This window comes from Bacteroides faecis, from assembly GCF_020091505.1.
Classification (GTDB): domain Bacteria; phylum Bacteroidota; class Bacteroidia; order Bacteroidales; family Bacteroidaceae; genus Bacteroides; species Bacteroides faecis.
In genome coordinates, this window is sequence record NZ_CP081916.1 from 3003795 (window position 1) to 3021259 (window position 17465).

At 40.6% G+C, this 17465-nt stretch carries 14 protein-coding genes; 5 read left to right on the forward strand and 9 right to left on the reverse strand.

Translation table 11 applies throughout. The annotated features are described in order from the left end of the window. Positions 1 to 5 precede the first annotated feature (5 nt). Complete coding sequence (locus tag K6V30_RS11560) at positions 6 to 998, forward strand: YeiH family protein (protein WP_010537255.1); 993 nt, start codon at positions 6 to 8, stop codon at positions 996 to 998. Positions 999 to 1105: 107 nt separating this feature from the next. Here K6V30_RS11560 and recA read toward each other — a convergent pair whose 3' ends face one another. The 4 genes from recA to K6V30_RS11580 all read right to left on the reverse strand — a co-directional run bounded on the left by recA (position 1106) and on the right by K6V30_RS11580 (position 5227). Then, positions 1106 to 2140, reverse strand: a complete 1035-nt coding sequence (gene recA / locus K6V30_RS11565; protein WP_010537256.1) for a recombinase RecA — start codon at positions 2138 to 2140, stop codon at positions 1106 to 1108. A gap of 24 nt (positions 2141 to 2164) precedes the next feature. Further along, a complete protein-coding gene (bcp, locus tag K6V30_RS11570; protein ID WP_055270616.1) occupies positions 2165 to 2620 on the reverse strand; it encodes a thioredoxin-dependent thiol peroxidase in 456 nt (151 codons plus the stop codon). A 24-nt stretch (positions 2621 to 2644) separates the two neighbouring features. Beyond that, positions 2645 to 3838, reverse strand: coding sequence for a saccharopine dehydrogenase family protein (locus K6V30_RS11575; protein ID WP_055270614.1), 1194 nt, complete (start codon positions 3836 to 3838; stop codon positions 2645 to 2647). Between the two features lie 105 nt (positions 3839 to 3943). Further along, a complete protein-coding gene (locus K6V30_RS11580; RefSeq protein WP_055270612.1) occupies positions 3944 to 5227 on the reverse strand; it encodes a hypothetical protein in 1284 nt (427 codons plus the stop codon). A gap of 143 nt (positions 5228 to 5370) precedes the next feature. On the opposite strand from K6V30_RS11580, the gene K6V30_RS11585 reads away from it, so the two are divergent. From K6V30_RS11585 to dnaK, 3 genes are all read left to right on the forward strand, one after another. Continuing rightward, positions 5371 to 6159, forward strand: coding sequence for an META domain-containing protein (locus tag K6V30_RS11585; protein ID WP_055270610.1), 789 nt, complete (start codon positions 5371 to 5373; stop codon positions 6157 to 6159). 147 nt (positions 6160 to 6306) lie between these two features. Next, positions 6307 to 7968, forward strand: coding sequence for an IS1182-like element ISBthe2 family transposase (locus tag K6V30_RS11590; protein WP_224207293.1), 1662 nt, complete (start codon positions 6307 to 6309; stop codon positions 7966 to 7968). A gap of 353 nt (positions 7969 to 8321) precedes the next feature. Then, a complete protein-coding gene (dnaK, locus tag K6V30_RS11595) occupies positions 8322 to 10238 on the forward strand; it encodes a molecular chaperone DnaK (RefSeq protein WP_010537261.1) in 1917 nt (638 codons plus the stop codon). Between the two features lie 90 nt (positions 10239 to 10328). Here dnaK and K6V30_RS11600 read toward each other — a convergent pair whose 3' ends face one another. The 5 genes from K6V30_RS11600 to K6V30_RS11620 form a co-directional block, all read right to left on the reverse strand. Continuing rightward, the gene (locus K6V30_RS11600) at positions 10329 to 11990 is read right to left on the reverse strand and encodes an IS1182-like element ISBthe2 family transposase (protein ID WP_224207294.1); all 1662 of its coding nucleotides are present in this window, start codon (positions 11988 to 11990) and stop codon (positions 10329 to 10331) included. 146 nt (positions 11991 to 12136) lie between these two features. Next, positions 12137 to 13156, reverse strand: a complete 1020-nt coding sequence (locus tag K6V30_RS11605; RefSeq protein WP_010537280.1) for an inorganic phosphate transporter — start codon at positions 13154 to 13156, stop codon at positions 12137 to 12139. Positions 13157 to 13172: 16 nt separating this feature from the next. Continuing rightward, the gene (locus K6V30_RS11610; protein ID WP_010537281.1) at positions 13173 to 13820 is read right to left on the reverse strand and encodes a DUF47 domain-containing protein; all 648 of its coding nucleotides are present in this window, start codon (positions 13818 to 13820) and stop codon (positions 13173 to 13175) included. 79 nt (positions 13821 to 13899) lie between these two features. Then, on the reverse strand, positions 13900 to 14541 hold the full coding sequence (locus K6V30_RS11615; protein ID WP_022301734.1) for a DedA family protein: 642 nt from the start codon (positions 14539 to 14541) through the stop codon (positions 13900 to 13902). Between the two features lie 698 nt (positions 14542 to 15239). Next, positions 15240 to 15677, reverse strand: coding sequence for a GNAT family N-acetyltransferase (locus tag K6V30_RS11620; protein ID WP_081030986.1), 438 nt, complete (start codon positions 15675 to 15677; stop codon positions 15240 to 15242). Positions 15678 to 16203: 526 nt separating this feature from the next. Between K6V30_RS11620 and K6V30_RS11625 the strand changes: the two genes are divergently transcribed. Beyond that, complete coding sequence (locus K6V30_RS11625) at positions 16204 to 17460, forward strand: carboxypeptidase-like regulatory domain-containing protein (RefSeq protein ID WP_022301733.1); 1257 nt, start codon at positions 16204 to 16206, stop codon at positions 17458 to 17460. Positions 17461 to 17465: the final 5 nt, after the last annotated feature.

A 17465-nucleotide genomic window follows, 5' to 3' on the forward strand; every position in this document is an offset into this window, starting at 1 on the left:
AAAATATGATTTCAACAGCTACAAAAACGTTGCAGGCAAACAACAAGACAATTTATGTCGCACTGCTTTCTACTTTGACTTTCTTTCTGTTTTTAGATTATATTCCGGGGCTACAGGCTTGGTCGGCATGGGTTACTCCTCCGGTTGCTTTATTTTTGGGACTGATTTTTGCGTTGACCTGTGGACAGGCTCATCCGAAATTTAATAAAAAGACTTCCAAATATTTATTGCAATATTCAGTTGTTGGCTTAGGATTTGGGATGAATCTTCATTCAGCTCTGGCTTCCGGCAAAGAAGGTATGGAGTTTACCGTTATTTCGGTAGTGGGTACCTTATTGATTGGTTGGTTCATCGGACGCAAACTCTTTAAGATCGACCGGAATACTTCTTATCTCATCAGTTCGGGAACTGCTATTTGTGGTGGTAGTGCTATTGCAGCAGTAGGACCGGTGCTGAAAGCTAAGGACAGTGAAATGTCTGTTGCATTGGGCACAATCTTCGTTTTAAATGCTATCGCACTGTTTATTTTCCCGATGATCGGTCACGCATTAAATATGAGTCAGCATGAATTTGGTACATGGGCGGCTATTGCTATTCATGATACGAGTTCCGTAGTAGGAGCCGGTGCTGCCTATGGTGAGGAAGCTTTGAAGGTGGCTACTACTATTAAGCTGACTCGTGCGCTTTGGATTATTCCGATAGCCTTCGCCACTTCCTTTATATTTAAGAGCAAAGGACAGAAAATTAGTATTCCTTGGTTTATCTTTTTCTTTATCCTGGCAATGGTAGTAAATACCTATTTGCTTGACGGAGTATCGGCTTTAGGCGCAGCTATCAATGGAATTGCCCGCAAAACACTGACTATTACAATGTTCTTTATCGGTGCTTCTCTTTCTATCGATGTATTGAAAAATGTCGGAGTCAAACCTCTGATTCAAGGAGTACTACTTTGGGTAGTAATTAGTTTGAGCACATTGGCTTACATTTACTTTGTGTAAAGCCGTAGACAAATAGAGAGTAATATAGCATAAAAAAGTGGAGGAATATCGGTTCATACGGTGATTCCTCCACTTTTATTTTTAGTATCCGTTTTAAGAGCCCCGGATTATTTTTTCTTCAGTTCTTCGAAGATCAGTCCTTCCAGTTCTTCTGCCAGTTCCGGATTATCTTTGATACAAACTTTGGCTGCATCACGTCCTTGACCTAGTTTAGTATCATTGTAGCTATACCATGAACCACTCTTCTTGATAATTCCCAATTCGGCACCCAAGTCGATGATTTCTCCGGAGTGGGAGATACCTTCACCAAACATAATGTCGAATTCAGCTTTGCGGAAAGGAGGTGCTACTTTGTTCTTTACTACTTTCACTTTGGTTAACTTACCAAGCACTTCTTCACCATCCTTGATTGGCTGGCTGCCACGGATATCTATACGTACAGAAGCATAGAATTTCAATGCGTTACCACCTGTTGTTGTTTCCGGATTACCAAACATAACACCAATTTTTTCACGAAGTTGATTGATAAAGATACAAGTCGTACGTGTCTTGCTGACTGTACCGGTCAATTTACGCAAAGCCTGTGACATCAGGCGTGCCTGTAGACCTACTTTGTTGTCACCCATGTCACCTTCAATTTCTGCTTTTGGGGTTAATGCTGCAACAGAGTCAATTACAATGATATCAATAGCGGAAGAACGGATTAGTTGCTCGGCTATTTCCAAAGCCTGTTCACCGTTGTCTGGTTGGGAAATCCAGAGATTATCCACATCCACACCTAGTTTCGCTGCATAGAAACGGTCGAAAGCATGCTCAGCGTCAATGAAAGCTGCGATACCACCGGCTTTTTGCGCTTCGGCAATGGCATGGATAGCCAATGTCGTTTTACCGGAAGATTCCGGACCATAGATTTCGATGATTCTTCCCCGGGGATACCCACCTACGCCGAGTGCTACATTTAAAGCAATGGAGCCGGTAGGAATCACTTCTACTTGTTCAACACTATCATCGCCCATTTTCATGATAGAACCTTTACCGAAGTTTTTTTCTATCTTTTCCATGGCGGCCTGTAAGGCTTTTAGTTTTTCGCTTGATGCCATTTTATTATCTGTTTCAAAATTAAGTTCGTCTTTCTTTGCCATACCTTATTCTTCTAATTGATGGATTTATTGATTCAAAATCTGTGTGGCATGTTCTTTGGTTTTCACTTCTTTCGGGGTGATAATCCGTTCTACAATTCCTTCTTCGTTGATCAGGAAGGTCGTACGGAGGGTTCCCATATAAGCACGGCCATACAGTTTCTTTTCTCCCCATACACCAAATTCTTCTACCAGTTTCTTGTCGGTATCGGCTATCAGTGTGAAGGGAAGATTGTTTTTTTCAATGAATTTCTGGTGCGACTTCTCGTTGTCTACGCTGACGCCGATTACTTCATAACCGGCCTTACGCAGTTCGGAATAGTTGTCGCGCAGGCTGCATGCTTGTGCCGTGCAACCTGATGTGCTGTCTTTCGGATAGAAGTACAGCACTATTTTCTTTCCTTGGTAAGCACTTAGTCTGATCTCTTCACCTTTTTCATTGGTGCCTAAGATTTCCGGTGCTTTATCTCCTACGTTAATCATAAACTTTCTTTTTAAACAATCTCTTTATAATTCCAGGTCTTTATTGAACACTTCGTGCCAAGGCAATCCTTGTTTGTTGAGTTGTTCCATAAATGGGTCCGGATTGAATTCTTCTACATTGTTCACACCCGGACGTTTCCATTCGCCTTTGAAGAACATCATTGCACCGATCATTGCCGGAACTCCGGTGGTATAGCTTACACCCTGCATACCAGTTTCTTTGTAAGCTTCCTGATGACTGCAGTTGTTGTATACGTAATAAGTACGTTCTTTTCCGTCTTTGATACCACGAATACGGCAGCCGATAGAAGTTTCTCCTTCGTAGTTCTCACCCAAATCCTGCGGATTGGGCAATACGGCTTTCAGGAATTGCAATGGTACGATTTTCGTTCCGTTATAGTCAACTTCGTCGATACGGGCCATACCTATATTTTGGATGACACGTAAATGAGTCAGATACTCTTGTCCGAAAGTCATCCAGAAACGTGCGCGTTTGATTGTCGGGAAGTGTTTTACCAATGATTCCAGTTCTTCATGATAAAGAAGATAAGAATCACGCGGACCGATGTTTGGATAAGTCAGGTCCTTATGAATTTCCAACGGACCGGTTGTTACCCATTGTCCGTTTTCATAATAACGTCCGTTTTGGGTAATTTCGCGGATGTTTATTTCCGGATTGAAGTTTGTAGCAAATGCTTTATGATGATTACCGGCATTACAGTCCACAATGTCCAGATACTGAATTTCATCGAAGTAATGCTTTGCTGCATAGGCAGTATAGATGCCGCTGACTCCCGGGTCGAATCCGCAACCAAGGATAGCTGTCAGACCGGCTTCTTTGAAGCGGTCGTGGTAGGCCCATTGCCAGCTGTATTCAAAATGAGCTTCATCTTTCGGCTCGTAATTTGCGGTATCCAGATAATTGACTCCTGCTTTCAGACAGGCCTCCATTATGGTAAGGTCCTGATAAGGAAGAGCAACGTTAATCACCATTTCCGGTTTAAAGTCATTGAATAAAGCTACCAGTTCGTCTACATTGTCAGCATCGACTTTAGCCGTTTTTATATTGGGATTGCCTATAGCTTTGACGATATTATCGCATTTCTCCTTTGTACGGCTGGCAATCATGATGTCTGTGAATACATCGGCATTTTGTGCCACTTTGTGTGCTACGACAGTACCAACACCGCCTGCACCGATAATAAGAACTCTACCCATTTCTTTTAATTAATATATTATAAATCAAAAATTAAGATTTTAGAATCGTTAGTTTGGCAAATATACGTGATTATTTTCAGATAATCATAGCGTCGGTACTCCTTTTTATTTGAAACGTTGCAAGGTACCATTTTCAAATTCCAGTGTTCTTCCGTTGTAGAACCAGGTTTCAAAACGGCTGTCTTTTTTTAGTTGTATGTCAACCGGATTGCCTATCGACAGGCGGCATTCATCGGCACTCATGCCTTCTTCCAGCTCGCCTTGTGCAATGATTTTCCAGCGTTCTTCGGTGATAGCCGGATATTTCTGCTTCATATCCCCGAAACCGAAAAGGTCTTCAATATAATTCTCGTTTTTAACGATCACATCGTATTTTAGGTCAACTTCTGTTATATAAAGTGCCCCTTGCCGGTCTTCCAACGATAAAATGGCCAGACTACCGGGAGAGGAGGTGGTTATTTCTTTTATTTTCAAAACAGTATAGCGCGGCAAATGTACACGAGCCTCCATCTGCTTACTTTCAAGACCGAATATTCTTTTGACGGTTAATGTTTGTTTGGGGTAGACAGTCAAGTCCATGTATCTGTCTTTCAGTGCCTCCAGATTTCCCGACTTTTTATTACTGAAACTAATGGCATTAGAGAAGTATCTCATTTTCTTTTCTGCTTGAAAATCATTTACGTCCATACCCGAATTGGTGCGTGAGAGAGCAACTTCCAGATAATAGGAGCGCTCTTGTGAGTCTTGAAATACAATTTTCACAGGATATGCTTGACTGCCGACTCCTATTGCAGTAACGATTGCTTCCGTGTTGACGGGAATGGGAACTTCCCGGTAACCGGAATAACTGTTGGCATCGTCCACTCGTGCCATATCGGATTGAATATATATCTTTTTTCCAGTCAGCAGTTCTTTAGCGGTATCTACGTCCTTCAGATAAACCAATCCATTGATATATGCACGAGGATTTTTTTCACATATTTCTTCCAGGCGTACGTTTTTTATCTCATAATAATACTTTCCTCCTTCGCACTCGAAGATAAATCGGGTGGTATAGCTGGTGCTATTTGATAATTCTTGAATTTTTTCTTCAGTACCGGCAAAGGTGAGAATCTTATGTTTCAGTGAACTGTTGTCGGTACCCTTTTCTGTGTCGTATACCGAAAGTGTGGGGAGAAACATGTCACGTTGGGAGGGGACGAACATGAATTTCATTCCCGGCGCCCATTTACAAAGAAGTTGTAGGGGAAAGTTCTCTTTAATGAATAATTCTTCTTTACTGGAAGAAATTTCCTGACTCGGAGAAGTTGCGACAAGATAATCGTTTTGAGCTGTGGTATAGGATATACTACAACACAATAAAATAAAGAATAAGGCTGTTACTCTCATATTTTTTTACTTTTGGTGAACTTTGTAATCTATTGTTTGTTTTATAACTAATGGCAAATGTATGTATTTTATATCGCATAAGATGGAATATTCCAATCTTTTTGATATCTTTGCCCACGATTTAACTTAAACGTTATAACAAAATGAAAAAAGTATTTGTTTCAATTTGCATTGCCAGCACAGTACTTGCAATGTTTTCATGCCGCTCTGTAGAGAAGGCAATCCCTTTGTCTTCTATCAATGGCGAATGGAATATTATAGAAGTTAACGGCTCGAAAGTAACTCCGGGCGAAAGCAGAAACCTTCCCTTTATTACTTTTGATACTGCAACCGGCAGACTGTCGGGCAACAGTGGATGTAACCGTATGATGGGTAGCTTTGATGTAAATGCAAAGCCGGGTAGCATTGACTTTAAAGGAATAGCCGGCACCAAAATGATGTGTCCGGATATGACTACCGAGAGAAATGTACTGGGGGCTCTGGCACAGGTGAAAGGTTATAAGAAAGCCGGTAAAGATAAGATGTATTTGTGCAACGATTCCAATCGTCCGGTTGTTGTTCTTGAAAAAAAGGAGGCTGATGTGAAACTTTCTGTATTGAACGGAGAATGGAAGATTAAAGAAGTAAATGGTGAAGCAATTCCTTCGGGAATGGAGAAGCAGCCTTTTATTGCTTTTGACGTGAAAAAGAAAACAATTCATGGCAATGCAGGATGCAACCTGATCAACGGCGGTTTTGAAACCAGTACGAGCAATGCCAAATCAATCTCTTTCCCGGGAGTAGCAAGTACAATGATGGCTTGTCCCGATATGGAAGTGGAAAGCAAGGTTTTGAAAGCTTTGAATGAAGTGAAGTCATTTGATAAACTGTCCGGTGGCGGCATTGGTCTGTACGATGCGAACAATGCGTTGGTGATGGTTCTTGAAAAGTAATACTGAGAGTATATTATATAATATAGGTATGAGGTTGTGTCAAAACGCTGGCACAACCTTTTTTTATGCACAAAGCCCAGACTTTCACAAGCCCGGGCTTTGTTATTACCCAAAGTTTTTGTATCTTTAGGCATAAAGTTTTTCGTTATGGCAAAGTTACATTTTCGTCCTTACATTCCCAACCAAACAGTTCTTTTTCCCGGAAGAATTGATGAAAACATAGCAGCGAACGATCCGGTTCGCATAGTTAATACTGTTGTTGATAATCTCAATCTTGACAATTTCAAGAAGCTTTATAAAGCAACCGGTCGTTGTCCTTATCATCCTAAAATGATGCTTAAGGTGATTATCTACGCCTACATGAACAATATCTATTCGTGCCGCAAAATAGAGAAGCTTCTCCTACGTGATATTCATTATATCTGGCTTTCCGGTAATGAACATCCGGATTTTATTACCATCAACCGTTTTCGAAACCGTGTAAAAGAGGAAATAAATACCGTATTCACGCAGTTGGTTCTTGTCCTTGCCGACAAAGGTTTCATCAGCCTTGACGTAGAGTATATCGACGGTACCAAGATTGAGTCCAAAGCCAACAAATATACTTTTGTCTGGCGCAAGACAGTCGAAAAGAACCGTACAAAGCTGATGGATAAGATCCGCATTCTCCTGGAGCAGGTGGATGAAGTCATAGCCCAAGAGAACTCCATGAAAGATACACCCGTAGAGTTCACTCCCGCCATGCTCTCAGATATAGTGAATGAACTTAAAGAGGTGCTGGAACACCATCCTGTAACAAAGGACAAGGAACAAAAGAAGGTCATCCGGGAAAAGAAGAAACAGGTCCGGGAACTTGAGGAGTACCGTGACAAGTTGATAGAATACGACAACCATCTTGATACTCTTGGAGAACGCAACTCCTACTCCAAGACCGATCCTGATGCCACCTTCATGCGCATGAAAGAAGACGCCATGAGAAACGGACAGACCAAACCCGGATATAATCTGCAAATAGGTACCGAGAACCAATTCCTCATAGACTTCCGACTGTTTCCCAACCCAACCGACACACTGACCCTCATACCTTTCTTCCACTCCTTTGAGCAACGCTATAACCGCTTACCAACTGTCGGTGTGGCAGACTCCGGTTACGGCTCGGAAGAAAATTATCGGTTCATGCAAGATAATGGGATAGAAGCCTTTGTCAAGTACAACTACTTCCATAAAGAACAGCGTCCCCGTTATACCCCCAATCCATTCCATGCGGAGAGTCTCCATTACAATGCGGGGGAGGATTATTACGTTTGTCCTATGGGGCAGCACATGAACCGTATAGGAACTAGACGTGACAAAACAGCAAGCGGATACATCACCGAAAGTGCCCGATATAAAGCACAAAGATGTGAAGGGTGTCCTTTGTGTGGCAGTTGCTTTAAAGCTCGGGGGAACCGTATGATAGAAGTCAACCACCGGTTAAACCAATACAAACGGCAGGCACGGGAAAGGTTACTCTCGGAAGAAGGCATCAGGCATAGGGGAAGGCGATGTATAGAACCGGAAGCAGTTTTTGGACAAATGAAACACAACATGGCATACAAAAGGTTCCGGCATGTGGGAGAAGACAAGGTTACAATGGACTTTGCCTTCTTTGCTATAGCTTTTAATATCAAAAAGATGTGTACAAAACTACTAAAAGCAGGAAAGAGAAGGAGTGCACACACTATATTTATCTTTATCAGACCACGTGTGACTCAAAATACGACGAATATTAAGCCTTATTACCTAATTACTGAAAAAATAGTCGCATAGACAAAAAAGAGGAACGACTATTTTATATTAAAAAAAGAAGGGGATGTGCCTTAGTTTTGACACAGCCCCATATTTTTTTATTCCTTTCTGATGAATTCGTTTTCTTTATTGAACCAGAGCCGTTTCCATTTGTTTAAAGAAGCAGTTGCTGCCCGGCTTCTGTATGACTCTGCCAGCAGTAATTTAGATTTGAAACTGTCGTTTTGGCAGAAAATATGTCATGTATCCGTCTGATTTCTTTTTGGCACATGGTTTGTTTTTTAATAAGCGTCCGTTTGAAAGCTCTTACAAAGAGAAAGAAAACAACCGGACAAAAAGAAATTGAATAATAATAAATAAAAAGAATAACGATCATGGGAAAAATTATTGGTATTGACTTAGGAACAACAAACTCTTGTGTTGCCGTATTCGAAGGCAACGAACCTGTAGTAATTGCAAACAGCGAAGGTAAGCGTACAACTCCTTCTGTAGTTGCTTTTGTAGATGGTGGCGAACGTAAGGTAGGTGATCCTGCTAAGCGTCAGGCTATTACTAATCCTACACGTACGATCTTCTCAATCAAACGTTTCATGGGTGAAAATTGGGATCAGGTACAAAAAGAAGTTGAACGTGTTCCTTATAAAGTAGTGAAAGGTGATAACAACACTCCGCGTGTTGATATTGACGGACGTCTGTATACTCCGCAGGAAATCTCTGCAATGATTCTTCAGAAAATGAAGAAGACTGCTGAAGACTATCTGGGACAAGAAGTTACAGAAGCAGTCATCACTGTTCCTGCATATTTCTCTGACTCTCAACGTCAGGCTACTAAAGAAGCCGGACAAATTGCAGGTCTGGAAGTAAAACGTATTGTAAACGAACCGACTGCCGCAGCTCTTGCTTACGGTCTGGATAAGGCTCACAAAGATATGAAGATTGCCGTATTCGACCTTGGTGGTGGTACATTTGATATCTCTATCCTTGAATTTGGTGGTGGTGTATTTGAAGTTCTTTCTACTAATGGTGATACTCACTTGGGGGGTGATGACTTTGACCAGGTAATCATCAATTGGTTGGTACAGGAATTCAAAAATGACGAAGGCGCTGACCTGACCCAGGACCCGATGGCTTTACAACGTCTGAAAGAAGCTGCAGAAAAAGCTAAGATTGAACTTTCTTCTTCAACAAGCACAGAAATCAACTTGCCGTACATTATGCCGGTAAATGGTGTACCTAAGCACTTGGTTAAGACTCTGACTCGTGCAAAATTCGAATCATTGGCTCACGGATTGATTCAGGCTTGTCTGGAACCATGTAAGAAAGCAATGAGCGATGCTGGTTTGAGCAACTCTGACATTGATGAAGTAATCCTTGTGGGTGGTTCTTCTCGTATCCCTGCTGTACAGAAACTGGTAGAAGATTTCTTCGGAAAGACTCCTTCTAAAGGCGTGAACCCGGATGAAGTAGTAGCTGTCGGTGCTGCTGTACAGGGTGCTGTTTTGACAGATGAAATCAAGGGTGTAGTATTGTTGGATGTTACTCCGTTGTCAATGGGTATCGAAACATTGGGTGGTGTAATGACGAAGTTAATCGATGCTAACACTACAATTCCGGCTCGTAAGAGTGAAACATTCTCTACTGCTGCTGATAATCAGAGTGAAGTAACGATTCATGTATTGCAGGGAGAACGTCCGATGGCTGCTCAGAATAAGTCAATTGGCCAGTTCAACTTGTCAGGTATCGCTCCGGCTCGTCGTGGTGTTCCTCAGATTGAGGTTACATTTGATATCGATGCGAATGGTATCTTGAAGGTATCTGCTAAGGATAAGGCTACAGGTAAGGAACAGGCAATCCGTATCGAAGCTTCCAGCGGTTTGAGCAAGGAAGAAATCGAAAAGATGAAGGCTGAAGCTGAAGCTAATGCAGAAGCAGACAAGAAAGAACGTGAAAAGATTGATAAGTTGAATCAGGCTGACAGTGTAATCTTCCAGACAGAAAATCAGCTGAAAGAATTAGGTGATAAGTTGCCTGCTGATAAAAAAGCTCCGATTGAAGCTGCTTTGCAGAAACTGAAAGATGCTCACAAGGCTCAGGATTTGGCTGCTATTGATACGGCTATGGCAGAAATCAATACTGCGTTCCAGGCTGCAAGTGCTGAAATGTATGCACAACAGGGTGCCCAAGGTGGTACACAGGCTGGTCCTGATATGAATGCAGGTCAGAATGCTGGTCAGGATAATAGCAAGCATGGCGATAACGTTCAGGATGCTGACTTCGAGGAAGTGAAGTAAAATGATTAATATATAAAAGGAGGGGCTGTGTCAAAACTAAGGCACATCCCCTTCTTTTTTTCATATAAAATAGTCGTTCCTCTTTTTTGTCTATGCGACTATTTTTTCAGTAATTAGGTAATAAGGCTTAATATTCGTCGTATTTTGAGTCACACGTGGTCTGATAAAGATAAATATAGTGTGTGCACTCCTTCTCTTTCCTGCTTTTAGTAGTTTTGTACACATCTTTTTGATATTAAAAGCTATAGCAAAGAAGGCAAAGTCCATTGTAACCTTGTCTTCTCCCACATGCCGGAACCTTTTGTATGCCATGTTGTGTTTCATTTGTCCAAAAACTGCTTCCGGTTCTATACATCGCCTTCCCCTATGCCTGATGCCTTCTTCCGAGAGTAACCTTTCCCGTGCCTGCCGTTTGTATTGGTTTAACCGGTGGTTGACTTCTATCATACGGTTCCCCCGAGCTTTAAAGCAACTGCCACACAAAGGACACCCTTCACATCTTTGTGCTTTATATCGGGCACTTTCGGTGATGTATCCGCTTGCTGTTTTGTCACGTCTAGTTCCTATACGGTTCATGTGCTGCCCCATAGGACAAACGTAATAATCCTCCCCCGCATTGTAATGGAGACTCTCCGCATGGAATGGATTGGGGGTATAACGGGGACGCTGTTCTTTATGGAAGTAGTTGTACTTGACAAAGGCTTCTATCCCATTATCTTGCATGAACCGATAATTTTCTTCCGAGCCGTAACCGGAGTCTGCCACACCGACAGTTGGTAAGCGGTTATAGCGTTGCTCAAAGGAGTGGAAGAAAGGTATGAGGGTCAGTGTGTCGGTTGGGTTGGGAAACAGTCGGAAGTCTATGAGGAATTGGTTCTCGGTACCTATTTGCAGATTATATCCGGGTTTGGTCTGTCCGTTTCTCATGGCGTCTTCTTTCATGCGCATGAAGGTGGCATCAGGATCGGTCTTGGAGTAGGAGTTGCGTTCTCCAAGAGTATCAAGATGGTTGTCGTATTCTATCAACTTGTCACGGTACTCCTCAAGTTCCCGGACCTGTTTCTTCTTTTCCCGGATGACCTTCTTTTGTTCCTTGTCCTTTGTTACAGGATGGTGTTCCAGCACCTCTTTAAGTTCATTCACTATATCTGAGAGCATGGCGGGAGTGAACTCTACGGGTGTATCTTTCATGGAGTTCTCTTGGGCTATGACTTCATCCACCTGCTCCAGGAGAATGCGGATCTTATCCATCAGCTTTGTACGGTTCTTTTCGACTGTCTTGCGCCAGACAAAAGTATATTTGTTGGCTTTGGACTCAATCTTGGTACCGTCGATATACTCTACGTCAAGGCTGATGAAACCTTTGTCGGCAAGGACAAGAACCAACTGCGTGAATACGGTATTTATTTCCTCTTTTACACGGTTTCGAAAACGGTTGATGGTAATAAAATCCGGATGTTCATTACCGGAAAGCCAGATATAATGAATATCACGTAGGAGAAGCTTCTCTATTTTGCGGCACGAATAGATATTGTTCATGTAGGCGTAGATAATCACCTTAAGCATCATTTTAGGATGATAAGGACAACGACCGGTTGCTTTATAAAGCTTCTTGAAATTGTCAAGATTGAGATTATCAACAACAGTATTAACTATGCGAACCGGATCGTTCGCTGCTATGTTTTCATCAATTCTTCCGGGAAAAAGAACTGTTTGGTTGGGAGTGTAAGGACGAAAATGTAACTTTGCCATAACGAAAAACTTTATGCCTAAAGATATAAAAACTTTGGGTAATAACAAAGCCCGGGCTTGTGAAAGTCTGGGCTTTGTGCATAAAAAAAGGTTGTGCCAGCGTTTTGACACAACCTCTTTGTTTTTTTAATTCCTATATGTGATTTTTATTTCAGAAATAGTGATACTATTAAATAAACAATTGCAGCCAAGAGTCCACTGACAGGGATAGTAAGCACCCATGCAGTCATGAGGCTTTTAGTCACTCCCCAGCGAACAGCAGATAAACGTTTGGTTGCTCCGACCCCGATAATTGCTCCGGTGATCGTATGAGTCGTGCTTACAGGAATTTTCAGCATTTCTGTGATATAAAGTGTAAAAGCTCCTGCAGTTTCAGCAATCATACCTTCCAATGGAGTTACTTTGGTAATTCTCGTTCCCATTGTTTTTACAATTTTCCATCCTCCGGACATGGTTCCCAGTGAGATAGCTGTAAAACAAGAGAACGCTACCCAGTCCGGTAGATCAGAAATGCTGTTTATACCGATTCCTAAACCCATGGAGTGAGCGGCTATCATTGCGGCGGCGATAATACCCATTACCTTTTGGGAATCATTCAAGCCATGTCCCACACTGAACATGGCCGAAGAAACCAACTGTAATCTTTTGAACCACATTTCCGCAGTATGCGGATTGGCACGTCGGCAGATATAGAGTACAAGCAGAGTGAATCCAAAAGCGATAACCATACCTATGAATGGAGCCAGAAAGATAAAAGCTGCGATTTTAAGAATGATGTTGAGTTGGATAGCTTCAAAACCATTTGCCATGATGGCAGCTCCTGCAAAACCACCGATAAGCGTATGGGAAGAGGAAGATGGAATACCTTTCCACCAAGTAATCAGGTTCCAGGAAATAGCGGCAATGATACCTGCCAGAATGATAGGCAGTGTGATATATTGCTCTACAACCGTTTTTGACACAGTGTTTGCTATACCAAAGCCCCCTATAATATATTTGGCTATGAAAAACGCAACGAAGTTAAAGAATGCTGCCCATAATACTGCTTGGAAAGGAGTCAGTACTTTGGTTGATACGATGGTAGCTATCGAATTTGCCGCATCATGAAAGCCGTTGATATAATCGAATATCAGAGCCAGTATAATGATAATCACTAATAATTCCATGTGTCTTGCTCTGATTTTATGAATACTTTACGATCAGGTTTTTCAATATTTTGCCTACATGTTCAGCTGCATCGGTTGTCTTTTCCAGCTCATGCATGATCTCTTTAATCTTAATCAGTTCGATACAGTCTTTTTCTTCTTCAAAGAGTTTAGTGATAAAGAGTTCGTAAACATCGTCCGCCTGATTCTCTATATCATGTAATCTAGAGCAGTACTCGCGTAACGGTTTTGGATTTTTGCGGAAGGTTTCCAGTTCATCCATAGCTTTACCTATATTAATCGCCTCTTCATGAATCAGACGGCTCAGTTCTTTTCCACTTTCAGAAATGGGGCGAGGATTATAGATTACAATTCGTTTGGCGCTACTGTTGATTCCGTCAATAACATCGTCCATACAGGAAGCCAGATCGTGGATATCTTCACGGTCGAAGGGAGTGATGAATGTGGTGCTTAACTCATCAAAGATTAAATGAGTCAACCGGTCGCCTTCGCGTTCCATATCTTTTATTTGCTTGTAGTAGTCAGCTCTTTCTGTTGGTAGATCATGTTGCAGACTTTCTACAAGTAGAACGGATGAGGCAGATAAAACATCTGATAACTGCTTCAGCAGAGGAAAGAACTTTGGTTCTTTGGGCGTGAATTTACTAAAAAAAGAATTTTTCATAAATATGAGTACATTAAATTGTTTTTGAGATGTTTAATTTGATGGTCGTTGTTATTAATAAACAAATAAATAAAGTTTTTTATTGCTTCGATCCTAACTTCGCTCGTAATACTTCTATTATTGCAGGTAATATTGAAATAAATATAATAGCGATAATCAAGAGTTTAAGATTTTCCTGTACGAACGGCAGATCGCCAAAGAAGTAGCCTGCATAGCAAAATAAAACTACCCATATGGCCCCACCTGTCAGATTGTAGATCATAAAGTAATAGTAATGCATTTTTCCCATTCCGGCTACAAATGGAGCAAAAGTGCGGACGATAGGCACAAAGCGGGCGAGAATAATCGTTTTCCCACCATATTTTTTATAAAATTCATGCGTTTTATCAAGATAACTTTGTTTGAATATCCTGGAGTTGGGATTATGAAAAAGTTTGCGTCCGAAAAAATGTCCGATCATGTAGTTGCAGGAGTCACCTAATACGGCTGCTGCAAATAAGATTAAAACAAGAATATGGATATCGATCGACATACTGGGTAATGCGGAAATGGCTCCTGCAACGAAAAGTAAAGAATCACCAGGAAGAAAGGGGGTGAGTACAAGCCCGGTTTCGCAAAATATAATAATGAATAGGATAGCGTATGCCCAAGTATGGTAATCCTGCACTATACTAATCATGTATTGATCAATGTGGAGAATAAAGTCTAATATAAATTCCATTATATATCAGTTATTAATATGTAAAAGAGAAATCGTATGCATATTCCCGGTAATGGAAAAGACTCTTCTTGCTTTCTTACCTTGAATATAAAGGGATAAAATGGGCATGAAGATACACTCATCTCATCCCATAGAAGGAAAAGAGATATTAAATAAGTATTCGTCCTAGTGTATAGACGTAATATCTATATGAGAATTTGGTGAGATTTGTATAGTAGGGGAGACCAGTCCATTTTTCTTTTGGAAATTGATATTTTAAGGAACTTAGTATCCGAATTGTGACGGAAGAAACGCTGAATCTTAGGATTTTGGAAAAATAAGTGGTACGAGATAAAAGTGAGTTTCCTAAAATGCCGTCAGCAATATTACAATCATATTTTCCATCATATTTCCCTGCTTGGAAGAAGCTTTTTTCTTTACCCGATTGTTTAACGACTGCTTTAGATCTATAATTCTGTAGTTGGGTATGGGATTGTATAGCTGTAGTACCGGCTTCTGTCCGGAACTCCTGTAGTTCTTTATCGGGAATTAAACTGCATCCCCATATCAGAAATATACTAAATAATATACAGAATATATATTTCATCATAACGGCTACAAAGGTAGAAACTATTTTTATACGAAATATATATGAAAGTATAATTAACAATTAGATTTGAGTCTGGCAAGATCAAAGTGGAATGATGGCGTTTCTTTTCTTATTTGTTTGGGACGAATTTCATTGGAGTATATCTGATTCCGTTTGTTTGTTGTCTGTCGTCTGTTTTTTCAAATCCCAGTGATTCGTAAAACTTGATAGCATATGTAGATGAGTTAACTGTTATTTCATTTGCCGGACAATCATATTGTGAGTAATCGAAAAGTTGTTTACCGATTCCTTTTCTATGGAAGTCCTTGTTGATGAAAAATAAAGAAATGTGCTTGCCCTTATTTTTGGTTCCCATGATGCCAACCAATCGATTTTCTTCGAAAGCCCCATAAATTCTGAGTTCATTCATTCGCTCGTCATTGAAGATGAAACTTTTGAAAGCTTCAAGACCTTCGTCGTCGAAATCATCTTGACCGCATTGCAAATACACTTCTAATGCTACAGCTACTGCCTGATGAAATTCTGTCTTATTTAATTTACGTATCATAATTAATCATTTGTTTATGTGATTATTTTCTTGTTTACAATTGAAACAATATTTATAATGTACAGTCCGGAGATTGCCGCAATCAAGACAAGTATATTTCTGATTTTGGGCAATCTGAAAATGTTTTTCTCCTTTTTCTTTTATGAATATAAGATTCTCAAGCATGCTCATGCCATATTTAATACGGTATCTTGCATCCAACGATTTTAACCGTCTGCATGGGAAAATTGAACATTCGAAGCAATAGTACTCTTTTTTATCACACGAGAGAATTAAGCAGTTTCGGCAATTTTTGCGTACTTCTGCCATTTTACTCCGGCAGCCGGAGCAAGGTTTTTTTCTATCCTGAAAGGCATAGCATAATGCACAATTCATTCCGCAGGGAGCAATCGTATTGATAGTATTCATTCAATTTTTTATTGGTGGGACAAGATACTGATTTTTTTATTTCAAACAATAGGGTATTGGCGGCTTGAACGATCTTATTGATAGAAGCAGGAATTATTAACTTTAAAACTCTATTAAGATGAAAAAGTCTGTTATACTTTGGGTTGGATGGTTATTAGCTTTTCTATGGATAGGGAATGCTGATATATGGGCGCAAGATGCGGGAGATTATTACACGATCGTTGGGATGGTGAAGGATAAGCAGAATAGAAAAACGCTTGAAAACGTGAATGTATCTGTTCAGGGGAGCAATATTGGTACGGTGACAAATGCAGAGGGAGAATTTGCTCTGAAAGTAAAAAAAGAGGAGGTTCCGCGCGAACTGGAAATATCTCATATTGGCTATATCAATAGTCATGTGTCTTTGGATAAGCATAATGCCTCAAAACTGACGGTCTGGATGATTCCTCATACTAATCAGTTGAATGAAGTGGTAGTTTATGCCAATAATCCGCGTACGATCATAGAAAAGGCGATGGAGAAGATTCCGGTAAATTATAGTGCGAACCGGAACATGCTTACTTGTTTTTATCGGGAGACTGTGCAGAAAGGACGCCGTTATATCAGTGTATCGGAAGCTGTACTTGATGTATCGAAAACGGCATATACCAACCGTACTACGGATGATGATAAATTGCAAGTTCTGAAGGGACGCCGTTTGTTAAGTCAAAAAGCTAGTGATACATTAGCAGTAAAGGTTATGGGTGGTCCTAATATATCGGTCGTTTTGGATATCGTGAAGAATAAAGAAGCCTTGCTGGAACTGGAAGAACTGAATAACTATGAGTTCTGGATGAGTGAATCCGCACTGATAGATAACCGGATACAATATGTTATTAATTTCCGTCCGAGAGTTCTTTTACCTTATGCGTTATTTCATGGAAAATTGTATGTAGATTGTGATAACCTGTCGTTTACACGTGTCGAAATGGATCTGGATATGCAGAATAAATCGAAGGCGATTGCTGCTATTCTTCATCAAAAGCCACTTGGGTTGAGATTCAAACCACAGGAATTATCTTTTCTGATTACTTATAAAACGATTGATGGAAGGACATATATGAACTATATCCGAAATGATATTCGTTTTAAATGTGACTGGAAACGGAGACTTTTCTCTACGAATTATGCGGTAACATCAGAAATGGTGGTGACGGACAGGAGAGAGAATCCATCCGAAATGATTCCGAGGAATAAAGTGTTCGCTTCTAATCAGATTTTCTACGATAAAGTAGGAAACTACTGGAGTGAAGATTTTTGGGGAAATTATAATATCATTGAACCTACGGAGTCTTTGGAACATGCTGTCGATAAATTGAAAAAGCAATCTAATTAAAATCA

What these genes read in the sequence shown, in the direction of transcription:
- K6V30_RS11560 (WP_010537255.1), top strand. Translation starts at nt 6, where the DNA reads ATGATTTCAACAGCTACAAAAACGTTGCAGGCAAACAACAAGACAATT.
- recA (WP_010537256.1), bottom strand. Translation starts at nt 2,140, where the DNA reads ATGGCAAAGAAAGACGAACTTAATTTTGAAACAGATAATAAAATGGCA.
- bcp (WP_055270616.1), bottom strand. Translation starts at nt 2,620, where the DNA reads ATGATTAACGTAGGAGATAAAGCACCGGAAATCTTAGGCACCAATGAA.
- K6V30_RS11575 (WP_055270614.1), bottom strand. Translation starts at nt 3,838, where the DNA reads ATGGGTAGAGTTCTTATTATCGGTGCAGGCGGTGTTGGTACTGTCGTA.
- K6V30_RS11580 (WP_055270612.1), bottom strand. Translation starts at nt 5,227, where the DNA reads ATGAGAGTAACAGCCTTATTCTTTATTTTATTGTGTTGTAGTATATCC.
- K6V30_RS11585 (WP_055270610.1), top strand. Translation starts at nt 5,371, where the DNA reads ATGAAAAAAGTATTTGTTTCAATTTGCATTGCCAGCACAGTACTTGCA.
- K6V30_RS11590 (WP_224207293.1), top strand. Translation starts at nt 6,307, where the DNA reads ATGGCAAAGTTACATTTTCGTCCTTACATTCCCAACCAAACAGTTCTT.
- dnaK (WP_010537261.1), top strand. Translation starts at nt 8,322, where the DNA reads ATGGGAAAAATTATTGGTATTGACTTAGGAACAACAAACTCTTGTGTT.
- K6V30_RS11600 (WP_224207294.1), bottom strand. Translation starts at nt 11,990, where the DNA reads ATGGCAAAGTTACATTTTCGTCCTTACACTCCCAACCAAACAGTTCTT.
- K6V30_RS11605 (WP_010537280.1), bottom strand. Translation starts at nt 13,156, where the DNA reads ATGGAATTATTAGTGATTATCATTATACTGGCTCTGATATTCGATTAT.
- K6V30_RS11610 (WP_010537281.1), bottom strand. Translation starts at nt 13,820, where the DNA reads ATGAAAAATTCTTTTTTTAGTAAATTCACGCCCAAAGAACCAAAGTTC.
- K6V30_RS11615 (WP_022301734.1), bottom strand. Translation starts at nt 14,541, where the DNA reads ATGGAATTTATATTAGACTTTATTCTCCACATTGATCAATACATGATT.
- K6V30_RS11620 (WP_081030986.1), bottom strand. Translation starts at nt 15,677, where the DNA reads ATGATACGTAAATTAAATAAGACAGAATTTCATCAGGCAGTAGCTGTA.
- K6V30_RS11625 (WP_022301733.1), top strand. Translation starts at nt 16,204, where the DNA reads ATGAAAAAGTCTGTTATACTTTGGGTTGGATGGTTATTAGCTTTTCTA.